Origin of the sequence: Thomasclavelia sp., assembly GCF_047249845.1 — a bacterium.
Taxonomy (GTDB): Bacteria; Bacillota_I; Bacilli_A; order Erysipelotrichales; family Coprobacillaceae; genus Thomasclavelia.
Genome location: NZ_JBKTWO010000007.1, coordinates 63,162 through 85,614, shown reverse-complemented (window position 1 = coordinate 85,614; position 22,453 = coordinate 63,162). Strand labels below are relative to the sequence as shown.

22 protein-coding genes are annotated in these 22,453 nt (G+C 28.2%); 5 read left to right on the top strand and 17 right to left on the bottom strand.

What is annotated here, in order from left to right; all coding sequences use genetic code 11:
- Nucleotides 1-70: 70 nt before the first annotated feature.
- Both ACLR9T_RS03240 and ACLR9T_RS03235 read right to left on the bottom strand, forming a co-directional pair.
- Nucleotides 71-544 carry a GyrI-like domain-containing protein gene (locus ACLR9T_RS03240; protein WP_413108096.1) on the bottom strand — a complete coding sequence of 158 codons (474 nt, stop codon included), beginning with the start codon at nucleotides 542-544 and terminating at the stop codon, nucleotides 71-73.
- Nucleotides 545-813: 269 nt separating this feature from the next.
- Nucleotides 814-1,749 (bottom strand): TRM11 family SAM-dependent methyltransferase, encoded by a 936-nt coding sequence (locus ACLR9T_RS03235; RefSeq protein WP_413108095.1) that lies wholly within the window; start codon nucleotides 1,747-1,749, stop codon nucleotides 814-816.
- 64 nt (nucleotides 1,750-1,813) lie between these two features.
- On the opposite strand from ACLR9T_RS03235, the gene ACLR9T_RS03230 reads away from it, so the two are divergent.
- The gene (locus tag ACLR9T_RS03230; RefSeq protein ID WP_413108094.1) at nucleotides 1,814-2,980 is read left to right on the top strand and encodes an O-antigen ligase family protein; all 1,167 of its coding nucleotides are present in this window, start codon (nucleotides 1,814-1,816) and stop codon (nucleotides 2,978-2,980) included.
- Between the two features lie 21 nt (nucleotides 2,981-3,001).
- Here ACLR9T_RS03230 and ACLR9T_RS03225 read toward each other — a convergent pair whose 3' ends face one another.
- The 12 genes from ACLR9T_RS03225 to ACLR9T_RS03170 form a co-directional block, all read right to left on the bottom strand.
- Nucleotides 3,002-3,175, bottom strand: coding sequence for a hypothetical protein (locus ACLR9T_RS03225; RefSeq protein ID WP_413108093.1), 174 nt, complete (start codon nucleotides 3,173-3,175; stop codon nucleotides 3,002-3,004).
- Between the two features lie 149 nt (nucleotides 3,176-3,324).
- Nucleotides 3,325-3,507 (bottom strand): hypothetical protein, encoded by a 183-nt coding sequence (locus tag ACLR9T_RS03220; protein ID WP_413108092.1) that lies wholly within the window; start codon nucleotides 3,505-3,507, stop codon nucleotides 3,325-3,327.
- A gap of 70 nt (nucleotides 3,508-3,577) precedes the next feature.
- Nucleotides 3,578-4,351: a ZIP family metal transporter gene (locus ACLR9T_RS03215; protein WP_413108091.1), complete on the bottom strand. Its 774-nt coding sequence runs from the start codon at nucleotides 4,349-4,351 to the stop codon at nucleotides 3,578-3,580.
- Between the two features lies 1 nt (nucleotide 4,352).
- Complete coding sequence (locus ACLR9T_RS03210) at nucleotides 4,353-4,865, bottom strand: TetR/AcrR family transcriptional regulator (RefSeq protein ID WP_413108090.1); 513 nt, start codon at nucleotides 4,863-4,865, stop codon at nucleotides 4,353-4,355.
- Nucleotides 4,866-5,458: 593 nt separating this feature from the next.
- On the bottom strand, nucleotides 5,459-5,674 hold the full coding sequence (locus ACLR9T_RS03205; protein ID WP_413108089.1) for a hypothetical protein: 216 nt from the start codon (nucleotides 5,672-5,674) through the stop codon (nucleotides 5,459-5,461).
- Nucleotides 5,675-5,699: 25 nt separating this feature from the next.
- Nucleotides 5,700-5,882: a hypothetical protein gene (locus tag ACLR9T_RS03200; RefSeq protein WP_413108088.1), complete on the bottom strand. Its 183-nt coding sequence runs from the start codon at nucleotides 5,880-5,882 to the stop codon at nucleotides 5,700-5,702.
- A gap of 273 nt (nucleotides 5,883-6,155) precedes the next feature.
- Nucleotides 6,156-8,066, bottom strand: coding sequence for an FtsX-like permease family protein (locus ACLR9T_RS03195; protein ID WP_413108087.1), 1,911 nt, complete (start codon nucleotides 8,064-8,066; stop codon nucleotides 6,156-6,158).
- Nucleotides 8,063-8,818 (bottom strand): ABC transporter ATP-binding protein, encoded by a 756-nt coding sequence (locus ACLR9T_RS03190; protein WP_413108086.1) that lies wholly within the window; start codon nucleotides 8,816-8,818, stop codon nucleotides 8,063-8,065. Before ACLR9T_RS03190 ends, ACLR9T_RS03195 begins: the two co-directional genes overlap by 4 nt.
- A gap of 94 nt (nucleotides 8,819-8,912) precedes the next feature.
- A complete protein-coding gene (locus tag ACLR9T_RS03185) occupies nucleotides 8,913-9,956 on the bottom strand; it encodes a sensor histidine kinase (RefSeq protein WP_413108085.1) in 1,044 nt (347 codons plus the stop codon).
- Entirely contained in the window at nucleotides 9,904-10,575 is a 672-nt protein-coding gene (locus tag ACLR9T_RS03180; RefSeq protein ID WP_413108084.1) for a winged helix-turn-helix domain-containing protein, read from the bottom strand. The genes ACLR9T_RS03185 and ACLR9T_RS03180 overlap by 53 nt, the downstream gene beginning before the upstream one ends.
- 161 nt (nucleotides 10,576-10,736) lie before the next feature.
- The gene (locus ACLR9T_RS03175) at nucleotides 10,737-11,282 is read right to left on the bottom strand and encodes an RNA 2'-phosphotransferase (protein WP_413108083.1); all 546 of its coding nucleotides are present in this window, start codon (nucleotides 11,280-11,282) and stop codon (nucleotides 10,737-10,739) included.
- Entirely contained in the window at nucleotides 11,275-11,766 is a 492-nt protein-coding gene (locus ACLR9T_RS03170) for a GNAT family N-acetyltransferase (RefSeq protein ID WP_413108082.1), read from the bottom strand. Before ACLR9T_RS03170 ends, ACLR9T_RS03175 begins: the two co-directional genes overlap by 8 nt.
- Nucleotides 11,767-11,988: 222 nt before the next feature.
- On the opposite strand from ACLR9T_RS03170, the gene uraA reads away from it, so the two are divergent.
- On the top strand, nucleotides 11,989-13,239 hold the full coding sequence (gene uraA, locus ACLR9T_RS03165) for a uracil permease (RefSeq protein WP_413108081.1): 1,251 nt from the start codon (nucleotides 11,989-11,991) through the stop codon (nucleotides 13,237-13,239).
- Between the two features lie 132 nt (nucleotides 13,240-13,371).
- Here uraA and ACLR9T_RS03160 read toward each other — a convergent pair whose 3' ends face one another.
- On the bottom strand, nucleotides 13,372-18,321 hold the full coding sequence (locus ACLR9T_RS03160) for a glycoside hydrolase family 2 TIM barrel-domain containing protein (protein ID WP_413108080.1): 4,950 nt from the start codon (nucleotides 18,319-18,321) through the stop codon (nucleotides 13,372-13,374).
- A gap of 303 nt (nucleotides 18,322-18,624) precedes the next feature.
- On the opposite strand from ACLR9T_RS03160, the gene ACLR9T_RS03155 reads away from it, so the two are divergent.
- Genes ACLR9T_RS03155 through ACLR9T_RS03145 form a run of 3 tightly spaced genes read left to right on the top strand, consistent with a single transcriptional unit; the run spans nucleotide 18,625 to nucleotide 21,359 of the window.
- A complete protein-coding gene (locus ACLR9T_RS03155) occupies nucleotides 18,625-20,016 on the top strand; it encodes a PH domain-containing protein (protein ID WP_413108079.1) in 1,392 nt (463 codons plus the stop codon).
- Nucleotides 20,006-20,398, top strand: coding sequence for a GntR family transcriptional regulator (locus ACLR9T_RS03150; protein WP_413108078.1), 393 nt, complete (start codon nucleotides 20,006-20,008; stop codon nucleotides 20,396-20,398). Before ACLR9T_RS03155 ends, ACLR9T_RS03150 begins: the two co-directional genes overlap by 11 nt.
- Nucleotides 20,399-20,441: 43 nt before the next feature.
- Complete coding sequence (locus ACLR9T_RS03145; RefSeq protein WP_413108077.1) at nucleotides 20,442-21,359, top strand: hypothetical protein; 918 nt, start codon at nucleotides 20,442-20,444, stop codon at nucleotides 21,357-21,359.
- A 148-nt stretch (nucleotides 21,360-21,507) separates the two neighbouring features.
- Here the strand turns inward: ACLR9T_RS03145 and ACLR9T_RS03140 are convergent, their stop codons facing one another.
- Both ACLR9T_RS03140 and ACLR9T_RS03135 read right to left on the bottom strand, forming a co-directional pair.
- On the bottom strand, nucleotides 21,508-21,747 hold the full coding sequence (locus ACLR9T_RS03140; protein ID WP_413108076.1) for an MmcQ/YjbR family DNA-binding protein: 240 nt from the start codon (nucleotides 21,745-21,747) through the stop codon (nucleotides 21,508-21,510).
- Nucleotides 21,748-21,756: 9 nt separating this feature from the next.
- Nucleotides 21,757-22,428 carry a class I SAM-dependent methyltransferase gene (locus tag ACLR9T_RS03135; protein ID WP_413108075.1) on the bottom strand — a complete coding sequence of 224 codons (672 nt, stop codon included), beginning with the start codon at nucleotides 22,426-22,428 and terminating at the stop codon, nucleotides 21,757-21,759.
- Between the last annotated feature and the right edge of the window lie 25 nt (nucleotides 22,429-22,453).

Below are 22,453 nucleotides of genomic sequence, written 5' to 3'. Positions count from 1 at the left end.
TGCGGACATTTGAGAAGATATAAAAAGATAGTCAAAAAGACATATATAATTTAATCTAATTCCTTTACATTTATTTTGTTATTGGTATTTGCAATTCTGTTAACCAGTCTTCTTTATTTTCTTTATTCCAAATCCCATCAATGTAATTTTCACGAGGGTTATCAAGTATACGATAACCATTTTCCTCAACCCATTTAAAAGCATATACATATGCTTGCGACAATCCTAAATAATCACCTTTATGCAATACAGATACAGCTTTAACAGCTGGTATCTTTTTAAACTTAATATCTTCAAAATCTTCTTTCAACTGATCAACAGCTTCACAGAATTCAATATCTATTTCCTTTTCTCTATATTCCCCATCATGATAGACAATAAAACAATATTCTGGTACAGCACACTTTAAATCTGGGTATTTATTCATTACTTTTTGACCAAGAGCTGGAATCAATTCAAAATAGCTGTCATATCCTGGGACAACCATCCGTTTTGAATAAATGATACATGCAGGTAATTCTTTGATACTCGCTTGATAACTCATAAAAGTCTCCTCCTCTTTTACTAATAGAATAGATTTAATTTGAGAAAGTTGATCTTTAGTTTCCTTAATTTGTTGATTTATTTTTTGGCTGGTCTAAAATCGTGATACCAATTCCGCCATTTAAAATAGTTTGAATTTTATCATAATGTCGTAATTTCTTTACTATTGTTTTAGCCATCTTTGAAAATTCACCAATTGAAAACATCTTATCATTCTTTCATGATTATCATATATGCTCCCCTTACCGGAGAGTCAATTAAATATAAAAATTAAATGCAAATATATATATAACGTCCAAATTTGACATACTCTGTCTTTTTTCTTAAACAGCTATCAATAATTAAAAAGCCTGCCTGATTAATTTCTTTAGTCATTTCTTCATAAGTAACCATAATCATTTTATCACAGATCCTTCGTGAAGATTGAATCATTTTGCACTGTTCTTCATATGTTATTGGAGTATATAAGTTATAAGGAATATCCATGATTGCTACATCATAATGTTTTTGTAGATCATGTATACTAACTTTATTAATTAAATATTCATCATATCCATAATATTTTAGATTTTTACGTGCTTGCCACGATATTTCCCTGGAAATATCAAAGCCCTCAATATCCAATCCCAATGCTAATCCCTCTAACACTACAGTTCCCATACCACAACATGGATCGACAATTCTTACCTGGCTATTGTCACCTGCCGCCAAATTCACCAAAGTTCGAGCCAAACGAATATCTAACGAATTAGAAAAAGTATTTGGCTTATCATCATGCTTTTGCCACGAAGGCACACCGTGGTGATAATAACCGCAGAGCCATTGATTTTCTAACTTAGTGATTGCAATAGTATGAAGAGGCTTAGACATGTTGACACTACCTTCAATACCCCAGGATATATCTTTACACTTAAGCAAACTTTCTTGATAATCAACATGAGTAATTTCGTTTTTTAAATAGATAACTTTAAAATCTTGATAATTTTTATGTAGAGCTGCAACCTTTTCAATAAGTTGTTCAAAACATTCATCAATTGCCCATATATCGATCTTAGCTTTAACAAAAACACTTTTATCAACACTATAGTCTTTATTGGTTAAATAATATTTACTTTCAAATTTTTCTTTAAACAGTGCTTTAAATTCTAGAGCACATAAATCCTTATCTTCTGGGGGATAATTAAAAACATATAAATACTTTTTCATTGTCGCTCCTTTATTTGTGTCTATTTTATATTTATGCTATAGTAACAGTACGCGGAGGTCTAGTATGAAATTTATCAATTCATTGAAAGAACGTTTTACTAAAGAGCAGTTGATGATTATTGCTACTGCGCTTAGTTTATCTACCCCATTTTATATTTGTGTACCTTTTTTACTACTTGAAACATTATACTTATTGTACACTAAAAAAATTATAAATGCGTTTAAAAGCACCCCAAAATCTAAATATTTAATAATTTTTATGCTTTTAACATTAGTTATTTCCTTAATTTATCAAAATTGGATCGGTGTTGGATGTGTTGTCCTTATTTTTATTTTTGTTTCATTGATGCTCTACTATCGTCAATATATCAACGAGGATACCTTTGAATTTATTCTCGATATGTTAATTGCTCTATCAATTCTATGGGCAATATATGGCATATATGAACAAATACAAATATTGAATCGACTTGGTTATGATCATTTCACTTTAAAAGTATTTAGTCGTCGAGAAAATCGACTTAATTCAGTATTTTTTAATGCCAACTATTATGCTATGATGATTGAATTTATCATTATGATGATTGGATATAAAATCTTTGGTACTAAAAATTCAAAAAAACAAGTTTATTATTTTGTAGTTGCATGCTTTAACTTCTTTTTATTATATATGACTGGTTGCCGTACTGCTTTTGTAGCTACCGCTGGAGCTATGTTAGTATTTTTAATTATTAATAAAAATTATCGTATTTGCAGTTTGATTGGCCTTGCTTGCATTATTAGCGGTATATATTTTATCATTAATCCTGAACAGTTCCCAAGAATTGAAAAATTAGTTGATAATTTTACAGTAAGAACTAAAATATGGCATGCTGCAATCGAAGGAATTAAAGCTCACCCATTATTTGGTGAAGGACCGATGACTTATATGATGATTTTTAAGCAATACGGCGGTCATGTTACTCAACATGCTCATAGCGTCTATCTTGATCCAATCTTATCATTTGGTGTTGTTGGAGTTGCTACTCTTATTCCCTATATGTTTGATAATTGTAAAAGGTTATTCAAGGTCTACCAAGATAGGCTTAATCTTCGTTATGTAGCTTTGGTAATTTCATGTATTACTGTTATTTTATTACATGGTGTTCTTGATTATACAATCTTTTGGGTACATACAGGAATGTTATTTTTATTGATTGCTTCATCATTTGAAATGTTTAAACAAAGATAAAAGAGATCATTTGATCTCTTTTTAGTATGAATCTTTAATTTGCACTTTTTCTTTGATACAAATTATTCCCATCCAGATAAAACTAAATAAAATTAATGCTATTAACCAAAGCGGAATTCCCTGGATGACACAATCTCCAATCAAGATTTCTACAATTGCAAATAAGCTTATCGCAACTAAAGCCAATTTGTTCATTAAAACCGCCTCCTTATTAAATATATGATTATAACTATCTTAATAATACTTATTTTACAATTAAATAATATCATCATTTTGTTAACAAAATGTTAAATTTTAAAAATATATAATTACCTAAAAATGAGGCTAACACCTCATTTTTAATATTATTTTATTTCACTTTTACAAGCTAAATAAATAATTCCTAACATCACTGGTATAAACAATAAAATTATTCCACCTGATAAATTAGTATTTTCAGTAGTACTATTATATGCTGATACTGAAGATACTTTAGATAAGAGTATTACTATAAACAATCCAAGCCTTATCCTTCTATTCAACTTCATCACCTCTTAATTACATTTTAATTGATTACATAAAAGTAACTATACTTTAGTGATTAAGTTTATGTAAAGATTAACCTAAAGCTACATCTAAAATCATCATTACTACAAATCCTAATGCAAAACCAATTGTCGCAATATTACTATGATCTCCATTAGATGCTTCTGGAATTAATTCTTCTACTACAACATATACCATTGCACCCGCTGCAAAAGCCAGAAGATATGGTAGAATAGGTACAACAAAACTGGCCATTAAAATAGTAATTATAGCCCCTATTGGCTCCACGATTCCCGATAACATCCCATAAAGAAATGATTTATGCTTAGATAGACCCGAACTCTTTAGAGGCATTGAAATAATTGCTCCTTCAGGAAAATTTTGAATTGCAATCCCAATAGCTAAAGCCAATGCACCTGCATAAGTAATACCATCACTACCTGATGCTAATCCTGCAAAAATTACTCCTACTGCCATTCCTTCAGGAATATTATGTAGAGTCACAGCTAAAACAAGCATAGTTGATTTTTTTAATTGACTTTTAGGTCCCTCTTCTTCATTATCTAAATGCATATGTGGTATACTACGATCCAAAAGTAATAAAAATGCAATTCCTAATGTAAAGCCTACTGCCGCTGGGATAAATGCTAATCTTCCTAACTCGCTTGACATATCCATTGCAGGTATCAGCAATGACCATACCGATGCTGCAATCATTACACCTGAAGCAAAACCTAATAACATTTTTTGAATAAGTTTATTCATTTTATTTTTCATAAAATAGACACAAGCAGCACCCGCAGTTGTTCCTATAAACGGAATTAAAATTCCTATTAACATTTCCATGCTATTTCTCCTCTCTTTTCAATAATTTACTCCAACCGGCCTGATAAAATTCTTGTAGGTCATTCACAAAAATTTCCGCTTGCTTTTTGGACATTTGATGACGAACAATTTCAAACACACCAAATAAATATGAGTGATTTATAATATGAACTAATTTATCATCAAAACCTTCTTTTTTTAATTGTTTTGTTTTTTCATTAACCAAACTATCAAGATATTCCTCATACCTAGTCCCTTTACTATTACATATAATCAATTTAAAAATTACTAAGTTTTGATAAATATAATCAATGATCGTTTGATCAATAGCTTTATTTAAATAATCATCTCTAAATTTAATTCCCACCTCATCAACTATGCTATTAAATAATGATTCTTTATTTCTATAATAACCATACATTGCCCCAGTAGTAACCTGTGCTTCTTTTGCAATCTTACGTAATGAAGTAGTTTGGTAACCATTTTTTAGAAATTCTTGAGTAGCAACTTTAATTATTTTTTCTTTTGTATTCATTATTACTCCTCCCAAAATATAACAGTGTTATATTTCATAACTCATTCTATAACATATACTTTAATTATACAAATAATATGCATAAAAATAAGAACGCTATAATAACCGTTCTTATAAATATCTATCAGTTAATGAATTATACTTATTTTTAAAATGGTGTCTCTGTTACCATAACTTGCCCCTCATCATTTCCTAGTGTCATTGTATAGTAATCTAGATGCAAATAGCCTAATCCAACATTAATTATTCTTTTTATCTTTTTTTAAATCAATTACATATTGCATTCCCGTATTTTCTTGTGGACTAGTAATTTGTAACTAACAGTCCTGTCAATGACATCTTTACTAGTTTAGTAATTGATATATTATTAACTTCTACTTGGCGACTTAAATGATTTAATTTTTCACCATGACAACATGTTCAACAAAATAATAAGTCCTTATTTCTTTACACTAATCTTTCTTTTCCTCAACATGACGCCATAAATTTGTTATAATTCCTTCAAACTTACTAGTTTTTATTTCATCGAAAAGTTCCTAAAATTGTTTAGGCATTGACCATATAATAATATTATTTTTTGTTTGAGGTGTTATTTAAATATCTAATTCATGATAAACTTTCTCTAGTTGTTTAATTTGATATTCTTTATAGTGATGATGCCAAAAGATTACTACACTATTACAAAATAATAAATTTAGATTCAATACTTTATTAAGATTAATATCCAAAATTTTACCACGTCCTAAACATGTAGGATAAGCCCCTTTTTTAGTATTAAACAAAAAATATGATCTTGTTAATTTCTCCATCATATAATGACAATAATTACAATACCTATAGTGTATATTCATTACCATTTTTTACTATCTTAACATTAGGTTTATTTATTTTCTGAAATAAAATAGCTTTCAAATATTGATGTTGAAAGAACATCAATTGCAAGTGTAGATTTTCTGAACTCAATACTTCTGTTAATTTATTTCTATAATCAGCATTTTTTATAATTATGTCTTTCATTTTTCTCATCTTTCTATTTGTTTATATATTTCTTTCTTATTATATTACTTATATAATCGATATAATATTTCTTCATCAAAACTACTCTTACATTATAATTAAACACATAACATTAAATTACTCATAAGTTAGGATTTATAAATAGATTGAAAATTAGAATATTACAGTTAAAAAATATTATAATAACAAAAAAAGATTTCAAAACTATTGTATTACAAATAGAATAAGAAATCTTTTTCTTTAATTTTTATACCTATTACTGGAACCTATTTATTAAAATTTATCATTTAATACTTTCTTTTTAAAAGTAAGTACAGAAAAATTATAAATAACATAAAACATTATCAAAATCACTACTGCACTAATAATATTTATTATATATAATTCTGTTTTCATCACATTAGCAAGAGCATGAACCGAAAAATATGATGAGATTACCATTAAAATAAATGGACAATAATAAGCAAAACGAATTTCATTTCTAATCGACTTTACCAATGCTCTTTCACTAACCCCTAGATTCTTTAAAACAGTATAACGCTCTTTATCTTCAAAAGCTTCATTACTTAACTTCATAAATATAATACTTCCACTAGCTAAAATAAATACTAAGAACAAGAAAATACAAATTGAATACAGTACACGAACCCAAGCAATATCGCCACCATTTGGATCATTTGCTAAATAACTAATATTATCTGTTGGTCCCTCTTGAACAAGACTATCCAAATAACTTTTTGAAGCTAGATAATTATTTGGATCTTTAATTTTATAATTATATAAATAGTTCTCTTGTCCACTATTTTTTAAACTTTCATAAACATCATCACTGACTACATAGGTATTTATATTCTCTTGTAATAACCCTAGATATGATGTAGATGTTTCTTTAACTATCTGATAATCTACTCCTGAAATTTGAACTTTAGGATTAGCAACCGTATCTGAAATATCCATTAAATATAATTTTGTTAAACTAACAACTTGATTATTGTTTAACTTTGGAATATCAAATTTTATATTTGCTTCTTTAGCAGCTTTTTTTAATTGACTATATGAAACAATTCCATATTGATTATACATATACTTAGCTTTAACTACATCTTGATTTAATGAAATATAATTTAAATTGTTATAATATTCTATTTCATTATTTTGTTCAATTCCTTTAGCTATTTCATTTCCATCTAAAGGTTTTGTAGATAAAACTGAATAAGAATAAACTTCTCTAAAGTGACTAATATTATCATAACGTTGTTTCATTGCAAATGATGTTGCTAAAACTGTTACTGAACAAATCATCAAAATTGTCACCATGGCATAAGCACGATAATTTTTTCTTAAACGAAATGCTAGATTATTAACCCATAAAGCTCGTTCTTTTTGATACAAAAAACTTTTATTTTGAGCTAGTTTTCTAATTATGAACGGAATGACACCATTATAAAGAAAATAAATTCCTACAATAACTAAAATTACTGCATAAAGGATATAAATAAATGATGACATATCACCAACTTGTAATGCACAGTAGTAACCACCACTAATCAAAATAAGACCTATAATTACTTTTAATAATGACCAAATACCTTTTTCTTGTTTTAATTCATTCTGTTTAGCTGCTGATAGCATTTCTAATACACTACTTCTTAATATGTTAATATAACCTTTAATAATCATAACTACAAAAATACTTGTAAATAAAGCAACCGTTATAATTACTGGAATAATACTAAAAGTAAACGATACATCAATACTAATATCAGATATTCTTAATAATACCATTGTAAATAATTTAGAAAATAAAATTCCACTACCTAAACCAATAATCAAAGAAAGAATAGCAATCATTCCTACTTCAATAACATACATCTTACCAATCTTACAATTATCTAATCCCATAAAAGTAAAAATTCCGATATCCTTTTTACGTTGAGCTAAAAAAACATTTGTAGCATACCAGATAAAAAAGAAAACAAAAATCACTAAAACAATTGAAATTACTTGAATAATGATTGAAACATACTCACTGTTTTTTTCCTTTAAAATATCCATAGCATTAGAAAAAACAATATTCTGAAAATTGAAAAAAGTAAAGATTGAAAATGATAATGAAATAATTAATGCAACATAATTTTTAACACTACGTTTAAAATTTGAATATGCTAATTTAAGCAAACTCATTCTTGATCACTTCCCATCGAAGCTAGCAAGCTCAAAATTTCATCATAAAATTCTTGACGATTTCCAGTATGATTTAAACGACACTTAATTTGTCCATCACTAAGCATATATACTTGTTTAGCATAGCTGGCACTATATGCATCATGAGTAACCATCAAAATTGTAGCATTCCCTTTTTCATTTGCATTTTTTAAAGAAACTAATAAATCTTTACTTGACTTTGAATCTAATGCTCCAGTTGGCTCATCTGCAAAAATGATTCTTGGATTTGTTATTAAAGCTCGAGCACTTGCTCCTCTTTGCTTCTGACCACCAGATAATTGATATGGGTATTTATTTAAGTGCGCACTTAATCCAAATAATGAAGCCATCTGCTCTGTTTTTTGAATTACTTCACTGCTTTTTTTCCCATTAAGACTTAGTGGTAGAGCAATATTATCTTGTAATGTCATATTATCCAATAAATTATAATCTTGAAAAATAAACCCTATTTTTTCCTGACGTATTTTTGATAAACGTTTATTATTCACTTTGGTAATATCTTCACCATCAATAATAATTTCTCCACGAGTTGGCTTATCTAAAGTTGATAGCATATTTAAAAGAGTTGACTTTCCTGCACCTGATGGTCCCATGATTGCAATAAAATCATTTTCATAAATATCTAAATCAATATTTTTTAATACTTTTGTCTGATAATCTTTACCACCATAACTTTTAACAAGATTTTTAATCTCAACTATTTTCCTCATTTTTATTTCCTCCTTAGATTACAACTAAAGTTTATCAATTAACCTAATAAAAATCCTAACTCTTATCTAACACTTATTTAGCTAATCTAACATTTTAGTAATCTAAAAGAAAATACTCTGCATTATTAATAAACTTTAATTTAAACCGACTACCGTCAATAAAAGTTTCATCAACTTCAACTACTATTTGTAACCTTGATGCAATATCTTTTACAAAATACAAACCCATTCCTGTAGAACGGTAATCTCCATCACGAAGATTATGACCAATAAATCCGCGATCAAAAATATAAGGGATATCTTCCTTTGCAATTCCAATTCCATTATCTTCTATTATTAAAGTCAGTGATTGTTCTTCTTGCTCAATAAAAAAATGTATTTTAGGATTATCACGCTTATACTTAATCGAATTAGCAATGAATTGATCTAACATATATGTAAGCCATCTACGATCACTATACACATATTCATTGCCTACTTCTAAATCGATTGTAAAATAATCATTAATTAAAAAATATGAATGATGTTTGATTGATTCTTTAATTACTTGAGCCAATAATACTTTTTCAATCTTAATATCATTTTCTGGATTTCTTAATTTACTAGACATCAACATTGTATTCAAAAGTAACTGAATTCGTTCGATTGTTAAGCGCATCTCTTTTTTTAAAGCTAAATCTTTATTACGTTCATTCATTAAACGCATAGAAGCAATTGGTAATTTAGCTTCATGTGCCCATCGAGAGATATATGTAGATAATTCTTGTATCTGCCCACTTAAATGATTAATTTCTTCTTGGTAATATTTATTATTTTTTTCTAATATGTTTAAATACTGATCTTGATAATAATTATTCACTTGTTTTGTTGTAATAACTTGTTGCGTAATTAATAATTTATTTATTTGCTGATATCTCATATAACCTTTTATTATTAATGCAATACCAACAACAATTAAAATTATATCTAAATAAAAAAGATCACTTAAATATAAACGTGTACCACATAAATAAAGAAAATATCCATTAATAAATATTAATATAATAACTCCTAAAATAATAAATTGTGCTTTTTCTTTTAAATACTTAATCAATATAATAACCCACTCCTTTTTTTGTTTTAATAATATCTTTTCCATCTGTGAATTCTTTTAACTTATTACGTAATCTTGAAATATGAACGGTTAATGTCGCATCCGTTACAAATTCGTCAGTATTCCATAAAGCCATCATTAATTGTTCCCGAGTCACCCAATTACCACGACTTTGCAATAAAACGATCATTATTTTACTTTCCGATTTTGTTAATTCTAAAATCTGATCTTGATAATTAAAACGTCCACTAACTACATCATAACTAATATTTTCATCAAGATACTCTTTTTCTAAATGCTTATACTCATATGTTCTTCTCAACATTGCCTTTATTTTTACTAATAATAATTCTAAATCAAATGGCTTTTCAATATAATCATCGCCTCCAGAAGACAAAGCCATAATTTTATCTGCATTTTGTTCTCGACTAGAAATGAATAAAATCGGAACAGTAGAATTAGTACGAATTTTTTGACACCAATAGAAACCATCATAATATGGCAAATTAATATCTAATAATAATAAATCAGGTTGATATTTAAAATACTCTTTATCAACATGTTTAAAATTATCAATATACTTAGCTTGAAAATCCCATTTATTACACAATAACTCTAGTTCTCTTGCTAAAATCAAATCATCCTCAACAATCATGATTTTCATTTTCTTCAGCTCCTTTTTTTTATTATACTATTATCAAAAATAAGATTATAGTTAAATGATTTATGTTACAAAAATGTTAGATATTTAAAGTTACTATCCATAATATTTTCAAACATTTAGTTTTATTTTTAAACCTATGATAAATTATAAGAAGTGATAGTTTAAACAATCACTTCTTCAATATAACTATAAGCAATATCATCACATAGCCAAACACCATTATACGAGTAATAAAACTTATATCCATCTCTTAACATTTTCTTAGTATCAATTACCAATACTATGGGTTGCCCATGTCGTTTTCCAACATTTATTGCTGTTTGTATATCCTTAGATAGATGAACATATAATCGATTCATTTTTCTTATTCCAGATTTCTTAATTTTATCTAAATACTTTTGAGCAGTACCATGGTATAAGATATCTGGTGGAACTTTTTCTTGTAATTCAACATCCACTTTAATAGAATGTCCCTGATTGGCTCTAATCTTAGTTTGATCATCATTATATTGGTAACGTTTTTTATTATTTGTATTAACAATTATATCAAGCATTTCTTTACTTATATAACGTCCACTATCATTAATCCCCTTTAATAACTGATCGACTTCTACCCATCCGTGTTCATCGATTTTTAAATTTATTAATTCTGGTTTATGTCGCAAAATAAGACTAAGATACTTACCCATTTTAACTAAATCATTCATTTTCAAACTCCAAAATCATATCATACCAGATTGCTCCACCATGAACTGACTCTGAAATTCCTTTATTTACATAACCAAATTTTTCATAGTAATGAATCAAAGTATCTTTACAAGTTAAAATACATCCTCTACGACCTTGCTTTTGTGCGTCTTCAATTACTCTTTTCATTAATATCCCTGCTAAACCACGATTTCGATATTCTGGTAATGTATTTACTCCAAAAATTGCTTGCCAATCACCATTTGAATTATGGAGTTCAGAATTTTCAAACATTTCATCAGTAATAGTTTTTTCATCAGTAACCATTCCATTAATAAATGTAACAATTAAACCATCTTGTTCTATTAACCAAAAATAATCAGGATAAACTAATAATCTACTTCTAAAACATTCTCTTGAAGCAGCCTCGGTTTTAGGAAAACAAATTTCTTCAATTTTTGTAATTTCATCTAGATCTTCTATTGTTGCCTTACGTATTTTCATAATTACCTTCCTTCTAAAAAAAGTATAACATAAAAAATAATATTTCTTAACCAATAATAATTAGTTCTAACAATTAATCATCATTTATTAATTTTACTACCTTATTACTCTTTATTATCTTTTAATCCTAATATATTTGTAACCGTTTTAATAAATAATAAAATTTATCTAGACATAAACCATAAAAAATGACATAATACATTCGATTAAAAGGAGGAAAAAATGTCTAATAAACGTATTATTCAAGTAGAAGAAAAGGTACCTGGGAAATTATTATTACCATTATCATTACAACACATGTTTGCAATGTTTGGGGCCAGTGTACTTGTGCCCTTTTTATTTGGGATAAATCCTGCTATCGTTCTTTTTATGAATGGAGTAGGAACATTATTATTTATTTTAATTACTAAAGGAAAAGCTCCTGCATACTTAGGATCTAGTTTTGCTTTTATCGCACCAGCAAATATTGTCATTTCAAAATTTGGGTATCCTTATGCTTTAGGAGGATTTGTAGCAGTAGGATTTTTTGGATGTTTACTTGCATTTATAATTAAAAAATGTGGAACTGATTGGATTGATATTGTTTTACCACCAGCTGCAATGGGTCCAGTTGTAGCTCTTATTGGTTTAGAGCTTAGTGCTACTGCAGCTAATAATGCCGGATTGTTAGGTGATAGCATACAAATGTCTAATGTTTGGGTATTTTTGATTACATTAGGTGTAGCTGTTTTTGGAAATATTTGTTTTAAAAAGTTTTTAAGTGTTATTCCTATTTTAATTGCTATTATCTGTGGTTATATTGCTGCTATTTGTTTTGGTTTAGTAGATTTTTCTGCTGTTACAAGTGCACCACTATTTGCTTTACCAAATTTTACAATGCCAAAATTTGATATTAATGCAATTTTAATGATTTTACCTGTAATCCTTGTTATAACATCTGAACATATTGGCCATCAAGTAGTTACAAGTAAGATTATTGGACATGATTTAATTAAAGATCCTGGTCTACATAGATCTTTATTAGGTGATAATTTTTCAACCATGATTTCTGGATTAATTGGCTCTGTACCAACAACTACATATGGAGAAAATATAGGTGTAATGGCAATAACAAAAGTATATAGTGTCCAAGTAATTGCTGGAGCTGCCATAATTTCAATAATTTGTTCATTTGTGGGTCCCTTATCAGCCTTAATTCAGACTATTCCTGGTCCTGTTATTGGAGGAATTAGTTTTTTACTTTATGGAATGATTGGTACAAGTGGACTTAGGATTTTAGTTGACCAAAATGTTGATTATTCTATAAATAAAAATCTTATTCTGACTTCAGTTGTTTTTGTAACAGGTTTAAGTAGTATTTCTTTAAATCTTGGTGGAGTTCAATTAACTGGTATGGTTTTAGCTTGTATTATAGCAATGTTATTATCTTTGACTTTTCATTTTTTAGAAAAATTTAAATTAACTAATGACTAAATATGATAAAGACAGTTTTTTACTGTCTTTATTATTTTTAAACAATCTTTAACTATAATATAAAAATACCCTATAGAATATGGTTTACCTCCAATTACTCTATAGGGTTATTTATATTAGTATTTTCTTACACTAATCTTTTTTCTTTTTTGATACAAACAAATATGCTAGCGCTGTTAATGATGCGGCTAATCCAGTTACCCCAGCAAAGCTAGTGGTATCTCCTGTTTTAGCTACATTTACTGTTGTATCGCCTGATTTAACTGTATCTGATACATTTGAATCAACAGGAGCGGTTGGTTTTGATACTAAACCAGCCATAGCTGCTTCAATTGCTATTTTGGCATTTGTTATTTCTTCAGCTGTTGCCTCTGGGTCATTATATACATTTTTAGCATTTACTAGAGCCAAATTGAAAGGACCCCATGATTCAGCTGTATAATTAGCAGCATTTAAACTTTCTGCTTGATTAATTAAACTATTTAATAAGTCTTTATTTGGTAATAATCTTAGTTCTAAGAATGCTTTCACTAGTTTTGTATAAGTTTCATCAACTTCTTCTTGCATTGCATTTTCATTTACTAATACTTCATTAGCTTTATTTAATGCTGTTTCAAATACGTTCCATGTACTTTCACTATAATCACTCTTATTTAAATCACCTAATTGATTAACAAATGATTGCAATAACTTCTTATCACCTTTAAAGAATTCTAATTTCCACATTGCATTAGCTAAACGATTAAATGAAGCATCTACTTCATCCTGAGTAGCTTTATCATTAGCTAAAATTGTTTGCGCTTCTGCTAAAGCTGCTTTAAACTCATTTACTACTGCCGGCACTACGTTTTCTAAATCTGCATCTGAAACTGCTTGAGCCATTTGTACAGCAATTGATAACTCAAACTTATTTACTGTTTCTCCTACAGATGCTTCTTTTAAATTAGCATAAGCTGTTTGTAAATTTTGATAAGCTTCATTTACTTGCTGTTGTGTAGCATTACTATCGTTCAATACTACATTAGCATTATCATAAGCTGCTTTAAAGGCTGCATATGAAGAAGCTGTATATTTATCAGCTGAATTAATTGCTGTAGTAATTTCTTGACTAGCTACATAATTTGCTAATTCTTCTTTATCCACTACTGGTGGTGTATCTTTAATGAATTTAACTTTATAAGTTTCTGTAGTATTGCCATCTTCTGATCTAACAATAATTTTAACTTCATTTTCAAAAACCGGTAGAACTGTAATTGCTTCATTATTATTAGCAAAAGCTTCAACAGTTGGATAATCATTATTTCCTAGATTGACTGTATAAGTTCTTGTTTCTTCATTATATCCTTCAAATCCATCAAAATCTTCAATAACAGTACCATTTAATTTTAATTCATCAATATTTGCAGTTGTATTAACTGGTGTTTGTTCGACATAATTATAAACTTCAACCTCAGTTAAACCTATACATTTACCTACTTGTGGAGCTTTTAACCAGATTCTTAATTTACTAGTTGTAATTGGGTTAATGAATCCATAAGGAGTATCTCCTGCTAAATATGAAACTTGTGTAATATGAGAAGACTCAATTTCTATCCATTGATTAGTAGCACTATCATAATATTCAAAACGAACATTATCATCACCTGGTAAAACACTATAAGCACTATCTGTAAAATGCCATAATTTTACATTTTGCATTTTATATTCTTTTTGCCATTCTAACTGAACATATGTATCAGCAACTGGACTTTCATTTCTAATTGCCCAATTTGTCCATCTAGCATTTGTATCACTACTATTATTAGTAATTCCATCATTTAATTTAAGTAATGAATCACTAATTGCAGATGTTGAAGGCTCTGTTGGTACACCATTTTGCATTTTACCATTAGTAAATGATGGTGCATCAGAGTAATTTTTAGATGCGATGTTAGTAGATTCTGCAGCTCCTGGTTCTACTCGTACAGTTGCTTTTACATCAATACTTTCATCTAAAACACTAGCTGTTCCAGTAATCGTTACAATTCCTTCATTATCAAATACATTTTCAGGAATATCCCAAGTTACCGGGAATGCTTCACTATAATCACCATTTTCATAAATACCACGTAATGTTTGTGGTAATTTTGGTGCTATTCCAACATTTGTTACTGTTGAATAACCTTCCATCGCAACAACATCACCAATAACATGAACAGTTACAGATACAGTTGCATCACTATCTTGTAGTTTTCCAGTAACCGTAAACTCACCAGTTTTGTTTAATAATGATTTATCATAGCTATCCCAAACAATTGTAAGATCTTTTGTTTCACCATTATTATAAGTTCCTACTACTGTTTGTGGTAGTTGTGGTTCTTGTCCCACTGGTACATACATATTTTTAGAAATCTTATAACTTTGTAAATAAGCTTCTCCTTCAACACTTGCTCTTTTTGTATTTACAGTTACACTTGATGAAGTTAAACCATTAGAACTTGCTGTTAATGTAAATGCTCCTTCATTCTTTGTAGATTGAACAATTACTAAAGCTTTTCCACTGAATGCTTTTCTTGAATTTCCTTTATAACTATCAGTATCTGAGGCATTTCCATTATCAACCCCAACAATTTTCCCATCACCTTCAATGCTAAAGTTGATTCTATTATCAGCACCTGCAACCATATTATTACTTGCATCTTTTACATCTACAGTAATATAAGATAAACTGCTTCCATCAGCTTTAATTTCTGTTTTATCAGCATAGGCATCCAACTTAGCAGCTGCTCCATTAGTTGATACACTATTTCTACCTTCAGTATCACTAATTAAGTTTCCAGCTTCATCATATGCTTTAGCACTTAATGTACCAGCTGCCCAATTAACATTAAAACTTGGATAAAATTCACCATTAGAAAAAGTTTGATATGTGTACCCTAAATCTGTTGTATGTTTTGTTGCTGTATCTTCACCAATTTTTTCACCATTTAAATATAACTCTACTTTTGCAGCATTAGTGAATACATCAACTTTTACTGTACCATCATAATTTTTAACAATTTCATTATTATTCCATGTAGACATTAAATGCAATGTTGTACTGTTTTCATCCCATAGACTCTTATATAAATAATATGTATCTTTAGGGAATCCTGCTGTATCAAGAATACCAAAGAATGATGACTTAGGTTTTGCACCCTGACCACTTACACTACCTGCACCAGTTCCGTTCCATGGTGTAGGTTCACCAATATAATCAAATCCAGTCCAGACAAATTCACCTGCATTAAAATCATTTTTAATAACAAATTGCCAAGCATCACTAGCTGAATGTCCCCATCCTACTTTCGCAGCATCATTATCATATTCTGACATTTGCAAAATTGAGTTATCTCTTCCACTTGTGCTATATACACCTCTACTATGTACAGAACTAGCTGTTTCAGCACCATACAATGGCCAATCACCATATGTATTATGCATTGAAACTGTTTGATTATTATTTGCGTAGTTCATTCCAACTACTCCACCAGCTTCATAAATCTTTTGATTAATTTGGCTAATTGCATCATTAGGATTAGTATTTTTACGATTATCACCATTGGTTATTGGACGAGTCGTATCAACTTCTTGAACCCATTTAATAATATCACTTGCTAGATTCACATAATGTGATGTACTACTTGAGACACCTTCATCAATTTCATTTCCAATTGACCACATAATTACACTAGGATCATTTTTAGCACCATCTACCATTGCCTTTACATCAAATTCTCCCCATTGCATACCTGGTTCACCGTTAATAATTTGATTATCGGCAGTAATTGTTTCTTCAAAATGTGCTGTATAGTCATTAACATTACCATTTTTATATTCTGTCCAACCATCAAAAGCTTCATTAATTACTAAGATTCCATACTTATTACATATATCTAATAATGCTGAAGCTGCTGGGTTATGAGTAACACGAATTGCATTACATCCCATCTCTTTTAATATTTTTACTTGGCGTTCAATAGCATCATGGTTTGCAACTGCTCCTAATGATCCTTGATCATGATGCATACAAACACCTTTTAACTTCATGTTTTCACCATTTAATGAAAAGCCTTCATTATTATTAAAATCATAATAACGGAATCCATAATCAGTTTCATATGTATCTAAGACTTCATTTCCTTCTACTATTTCTGTTTTCATCTTATACATATTAGCATCTTCAACTGACCATAATTCTGGTGATTCAACTGACACACTTTGTTTTACATCTTGACTTTCATCAGCTGCAATTTGAACTTCACTTGTAGTTGTATCACTTGCTACATTACCTTTTTCATCAAGTAATGTATTTTTTACGGTTACTGTTTTATTGGTATCTCCATCATTTTCAACTGTAGTCGTTACATCAACTTCAACAGTTCCGTTTTTGTTTGTTTCCAAATCTTTAGCAATAATTTGTGTACCGTTGTATCCAACATGTACTTCATCTGTAACAGTTAAAGTTACATCTCGGTAGATTCCACTACCTGAATACCATCTACTACTTGGAATCTTGTTATTAGTTTTTACAACTAAAACATTTTCTGTTTTTCCATCAAAAACTAACTCATCAGTAAGATCAAATGCAAACGCAGTATATCCATATGGATGTTCACCTAATTTTTTACCATTAAGATATACTTCAGCATTCATATAAGCACCATCAAATTCAACCATTAATTGTTTACCTTGATACTTTTCCGGTACTACAAATGTCTTACGATACCATCCTACTCCACCTGGTAAGAATCCACTTTCAGCTTCTCCACTTGTTGTAAATTCCTGATCAATACTGTAATCATGTGGTAAATTAACATTATCCCATGATGTATCATTAAAATCTACATTTTGAGCATTTTCAACATTTCCACGGTGAAATTTCCAATTTTCATTAAACAATGTTGAACGTTCTCCTTCTCCAATGATGTCAACATAAACATCTTCTGGAGTCGATTGGGTAATTCTAGCATTTGGTTGTGCTAGAGTACTGACTGGAGCTACTGTTAGAATCAACGTAGCAGTTAATGCAGCTGAAATCTTCTTATCCCAACTCTTCTTCATAATTTTCCTCCTTTTCAAAGTTTCCCGTAAATAATTTTCATTATCTTACATATAAATCCTACCACGTAAGCGCTTTTTTAACAATAATTTTAGTAATTTTTTACCAATTAATAGATAAATTTTAGTGATAAAGAGACGTTTTTTTTTATTATTGCAACAAAAATTAAATAATCATGTTTTAATAAACCAAAAATCTTATAACTTTTCTACTAGACTAATAATATTTGGTGATTAAAATATTTTTATTGATTATATGTATTGTTTGTATTACAATGTATAATACAAATATTGGAGGTAACTTATATGTGGTATTTAGTTTTAATTATTATATTTATTAACGTTGTATTTTATTATTCATCAAAAAGAGATGCTAAATACAAAGAAGGGATGCTATTTTTAGTAACTATTCCTGAGTATGCAATAGAATCTATGGAAGTACAAAAAATAATTACGTTTTATAATAAGTATCTTAATTTATCATTAATTGGAACTTTTATTATATCTGCACTACTAATCTTATTATCTAACTTATTTCCATCACTAATAATAACATTTATATTACTTATTATGATTTTTGTAAATGCCATCATCCTGCAGATCCCTTTTAAAAAAGCTAGAGATAAATTACTTCAAGTTAAAAAAGAAAATAACTGGTTAGTTATGAATGAAAAATCTTATAAAGTTGATTTGCAGCTTTCATCTTATATGGAACAACAATCTTTTAAATTAAAACGTTTTTATAATGTTATTTTAATTGATATTTTTGCAATTATATTTATGGTTAAATATAATGCTGATATTATGATGTATCCTTTTATGATCTTACAGATAATTGTATTATTTGGTGGATTATTATTTATTAAAAAACAAGGTAATCAAGCATTTTGTGAAAATAGTGAAGCAAATATTACTATTAATTTAAAACGAAAACAAACTTTTTATGACTGCTTTTTTTACTTAACTTTATGTGATGCTTTATTTAATTTAGTAATACAATTATATCTTTTAGAAAAACTTAAGTTTATATATATTATATTTACTATTACTCTATCATTTATTGCAATTATTCTTACTTTGTATAAAGTAAAAGATTATTATAATAAAAAAGCTGAAATACTTTCATTTTTTAATGAAAGTAATTATAGCTTATCTGATGATGATTGTTGGAAGATTGGTTTAATGGGTCCTGTTTATCATAATCCTTATGATCCTCGAACCCTTGTTTCAATGCCTGGCGGTACTCAATTAACTTTTAATACCGCAAAAAATGGTTATCGTTATTTTATTATTGGCGTTATTTCTATTATATTTTGTTTTTTAGTTTGGCTATTTGGCTACCCATACTATTTAGATATAACACATAACTTGGTAGATCTATCATTAAAAAACAATAAAATTGAAATTACTAGTGAGTTTTATAACTTCAATATTGATATAGATACAATAGAAAAACTTGAGATTACAAACAGTTTGGGAGAAGGAAAACGAACAAACGGTACAGATACAGGAATTTATTCTAAAGGAAACTATAGATATGATAAGTATGGTGATTGTAAAGTTTATCTTGCTAATTTACATGAATGTTATATTATTATTTATACCAAAGATAACATCTATATAATAAATGATGATGACACTGGAGATACTAAATCTTTTTATCAGCAATTAAAAGGGGTAATTAAAAATGATAATTAATTTAAATTATAATAGTGAGATTCCAATTTATCTTCAATTAAGAAATGAAATCGTAAGAGGAATTGGTAGTGGCCAATTTAAATATGGAGAATCTTTACCAACAGTTAGAACGCTTGCAAGTGACCTCCATGTTAATAATATGACTGTAAACAAAGCTTACAGCTTACTGAAACAAGAAGGCTATATTTGTATTGATCGTCGTCACGGTGCAAAGGTTTTGCCAAGTAAGGATAGTTCTATGAATTTTAAAGAACAAATTTTTAGTGACTTACAATTGCTTGCCAGTGAAGCAATTGTTAAGGGAATGAATAAAAGTGATTTTCTTAGCTTATGTAATGAAATGGTACAACAATTACAATATGAAGCTAAATTAAGTAAGTAGACATTTTCTTTTTTAAGAGATAAAATTATATTGGGAGGTAATTATGGATAAAGAACAAATTTTAACTTTTTTAGATAATGATTTTGTAACAAATAGTGTTATATATTTTAATGACAATATACCTAATCAAATAGGGAACGCCATATATATGTATGGAGATAATGATATTTTAGAACTTGTTGCCTTTATTGATAGTAGTATGGAATTGGATGGTAGTAAAGGAATGATTATTACTACTGATAAAATATACTTCCAATTTGATACCAAAGGTTGTTTTAGTTATGATAGTATTATTAAATTATCATTAGAAAACTCTAAATCACTAGCTTATATTACCACTGATATGTGTAAATACAGCTTTGATAATTCTTTTATTAACAATAATAAATTTATTGAACTATTAGCAGCTATTACAAATTTAAAAGTTGAAATGATATTAACCAATCATGAAAAAGTCGCCTATTATGTACCAATTATTTTAGATGATATTATAAATGACGAGTATGAAGATATTACTCTTACAAACCAAGATCAGCAAAAAATAAAAAATTTTTATTATGAACTTGAGTTAATAAAAAAACTTGATTATGAAAATCAGATATTTGAATTAGAACAATTGTGTAATCAAGCCTTAGATTTTTTTAATGCTCTTGCACTAGATAGTGAAGAAATAGATATTCTTTTAAAACTTCAAAAACAATTTAATGATAAAAATAACGAAGATGAAGAATCATTTAAAGGAGCTGAAAAATATTATGATGATATGATGAATAAGTATCAAAAAGGCGATCCTGACATGTTAAACCAAATTAAAGGAGTAATGAAAACTTTGGGAATTGATGAACAAGATTTAGAAGGTAAGTCGCCAGCAGAGTTAAATCAATATATAGAAAATTTATGTTCTAGATTTGGTATTTCTAAATCACAAATAGAAAAACTCTCTAAAAAATTTAAATTATAAAAAATCTAAACGAAACTGTTTAGATTTTTTTCTTTAATATCTCTAATTGTTTTTTCTTACTAAAACTATTAAAAATTAGTTGATATGACTCATTTAACATCATTTTTAATAATTGTTCAGAAACATCCCCATCTATTTTAATGGAATTCTAATTGTTTTTATTCATATAATAACCAGGAATTATATCTTTATATTTTTCTCTAAGTTTTTTACCATTTTCAGATTTTAGCTTAAGTGTAATATAATACGGATGATTATCTTCATTTAAACAAACAGCTACAAACATTTTATCATTTATTACATAACGGATCCAATTCCATTCCTTTTGAATATTCTTAGATACTTCATTCTTATCTAAAAGATATTTATCAATCCATTCATATTTCATATAATAACTTTATTTAATTGCATATATTCCTACCTGCATAAAGCTATACCAAAAGACATGAACTAATGTAAAACCAATCGATTTTAATAATTTAATATGCTCATTAATACTTAATGGAAAATAGTTAACGCCACATCTAGAAAGATGATTTTCTACTTCATTTACAGATTTACCATGTTCTTGCTGATACATTCCCCAACGCTGCAATTCAAAACTTGTTATTTCCTTGGACTCCGGTACAACATTTTCAAATGTAATATATATTCCGCCCAAACATAATGCTTGATAAATATTTTTAGTTGCTTTTTTTCGAACATCCATTTGTAAATAGTGATGCACCTGAATTGTTGTAACGACATTAAATTGATTATTAAATTCAATTGTTTCAGAACCACAATTAAGATATTTTGCTTTTAAAGTTTTATTATTTATACGTGCTCTTTCTAACATTTTTTCTGATGGATCAGCCATTACAAAGTGTCCTTTTGGAAATACATCTTTAGCTTTATTAGCTAAAGTCCCAGTTCCGCATCCTAAATCTAACCAATTTATTTCCATAAATCTCATATTTTTTATTACACTGATTGTTTGTTTATGAAATTCTTCATAGTAGGGAATCACACTCTTTATTTCACTATCATATTCTTTAACATTTATTGGTGTTAAATTATCTTTAGCCATTATTCTGCTCCTAAACTTTTTATTA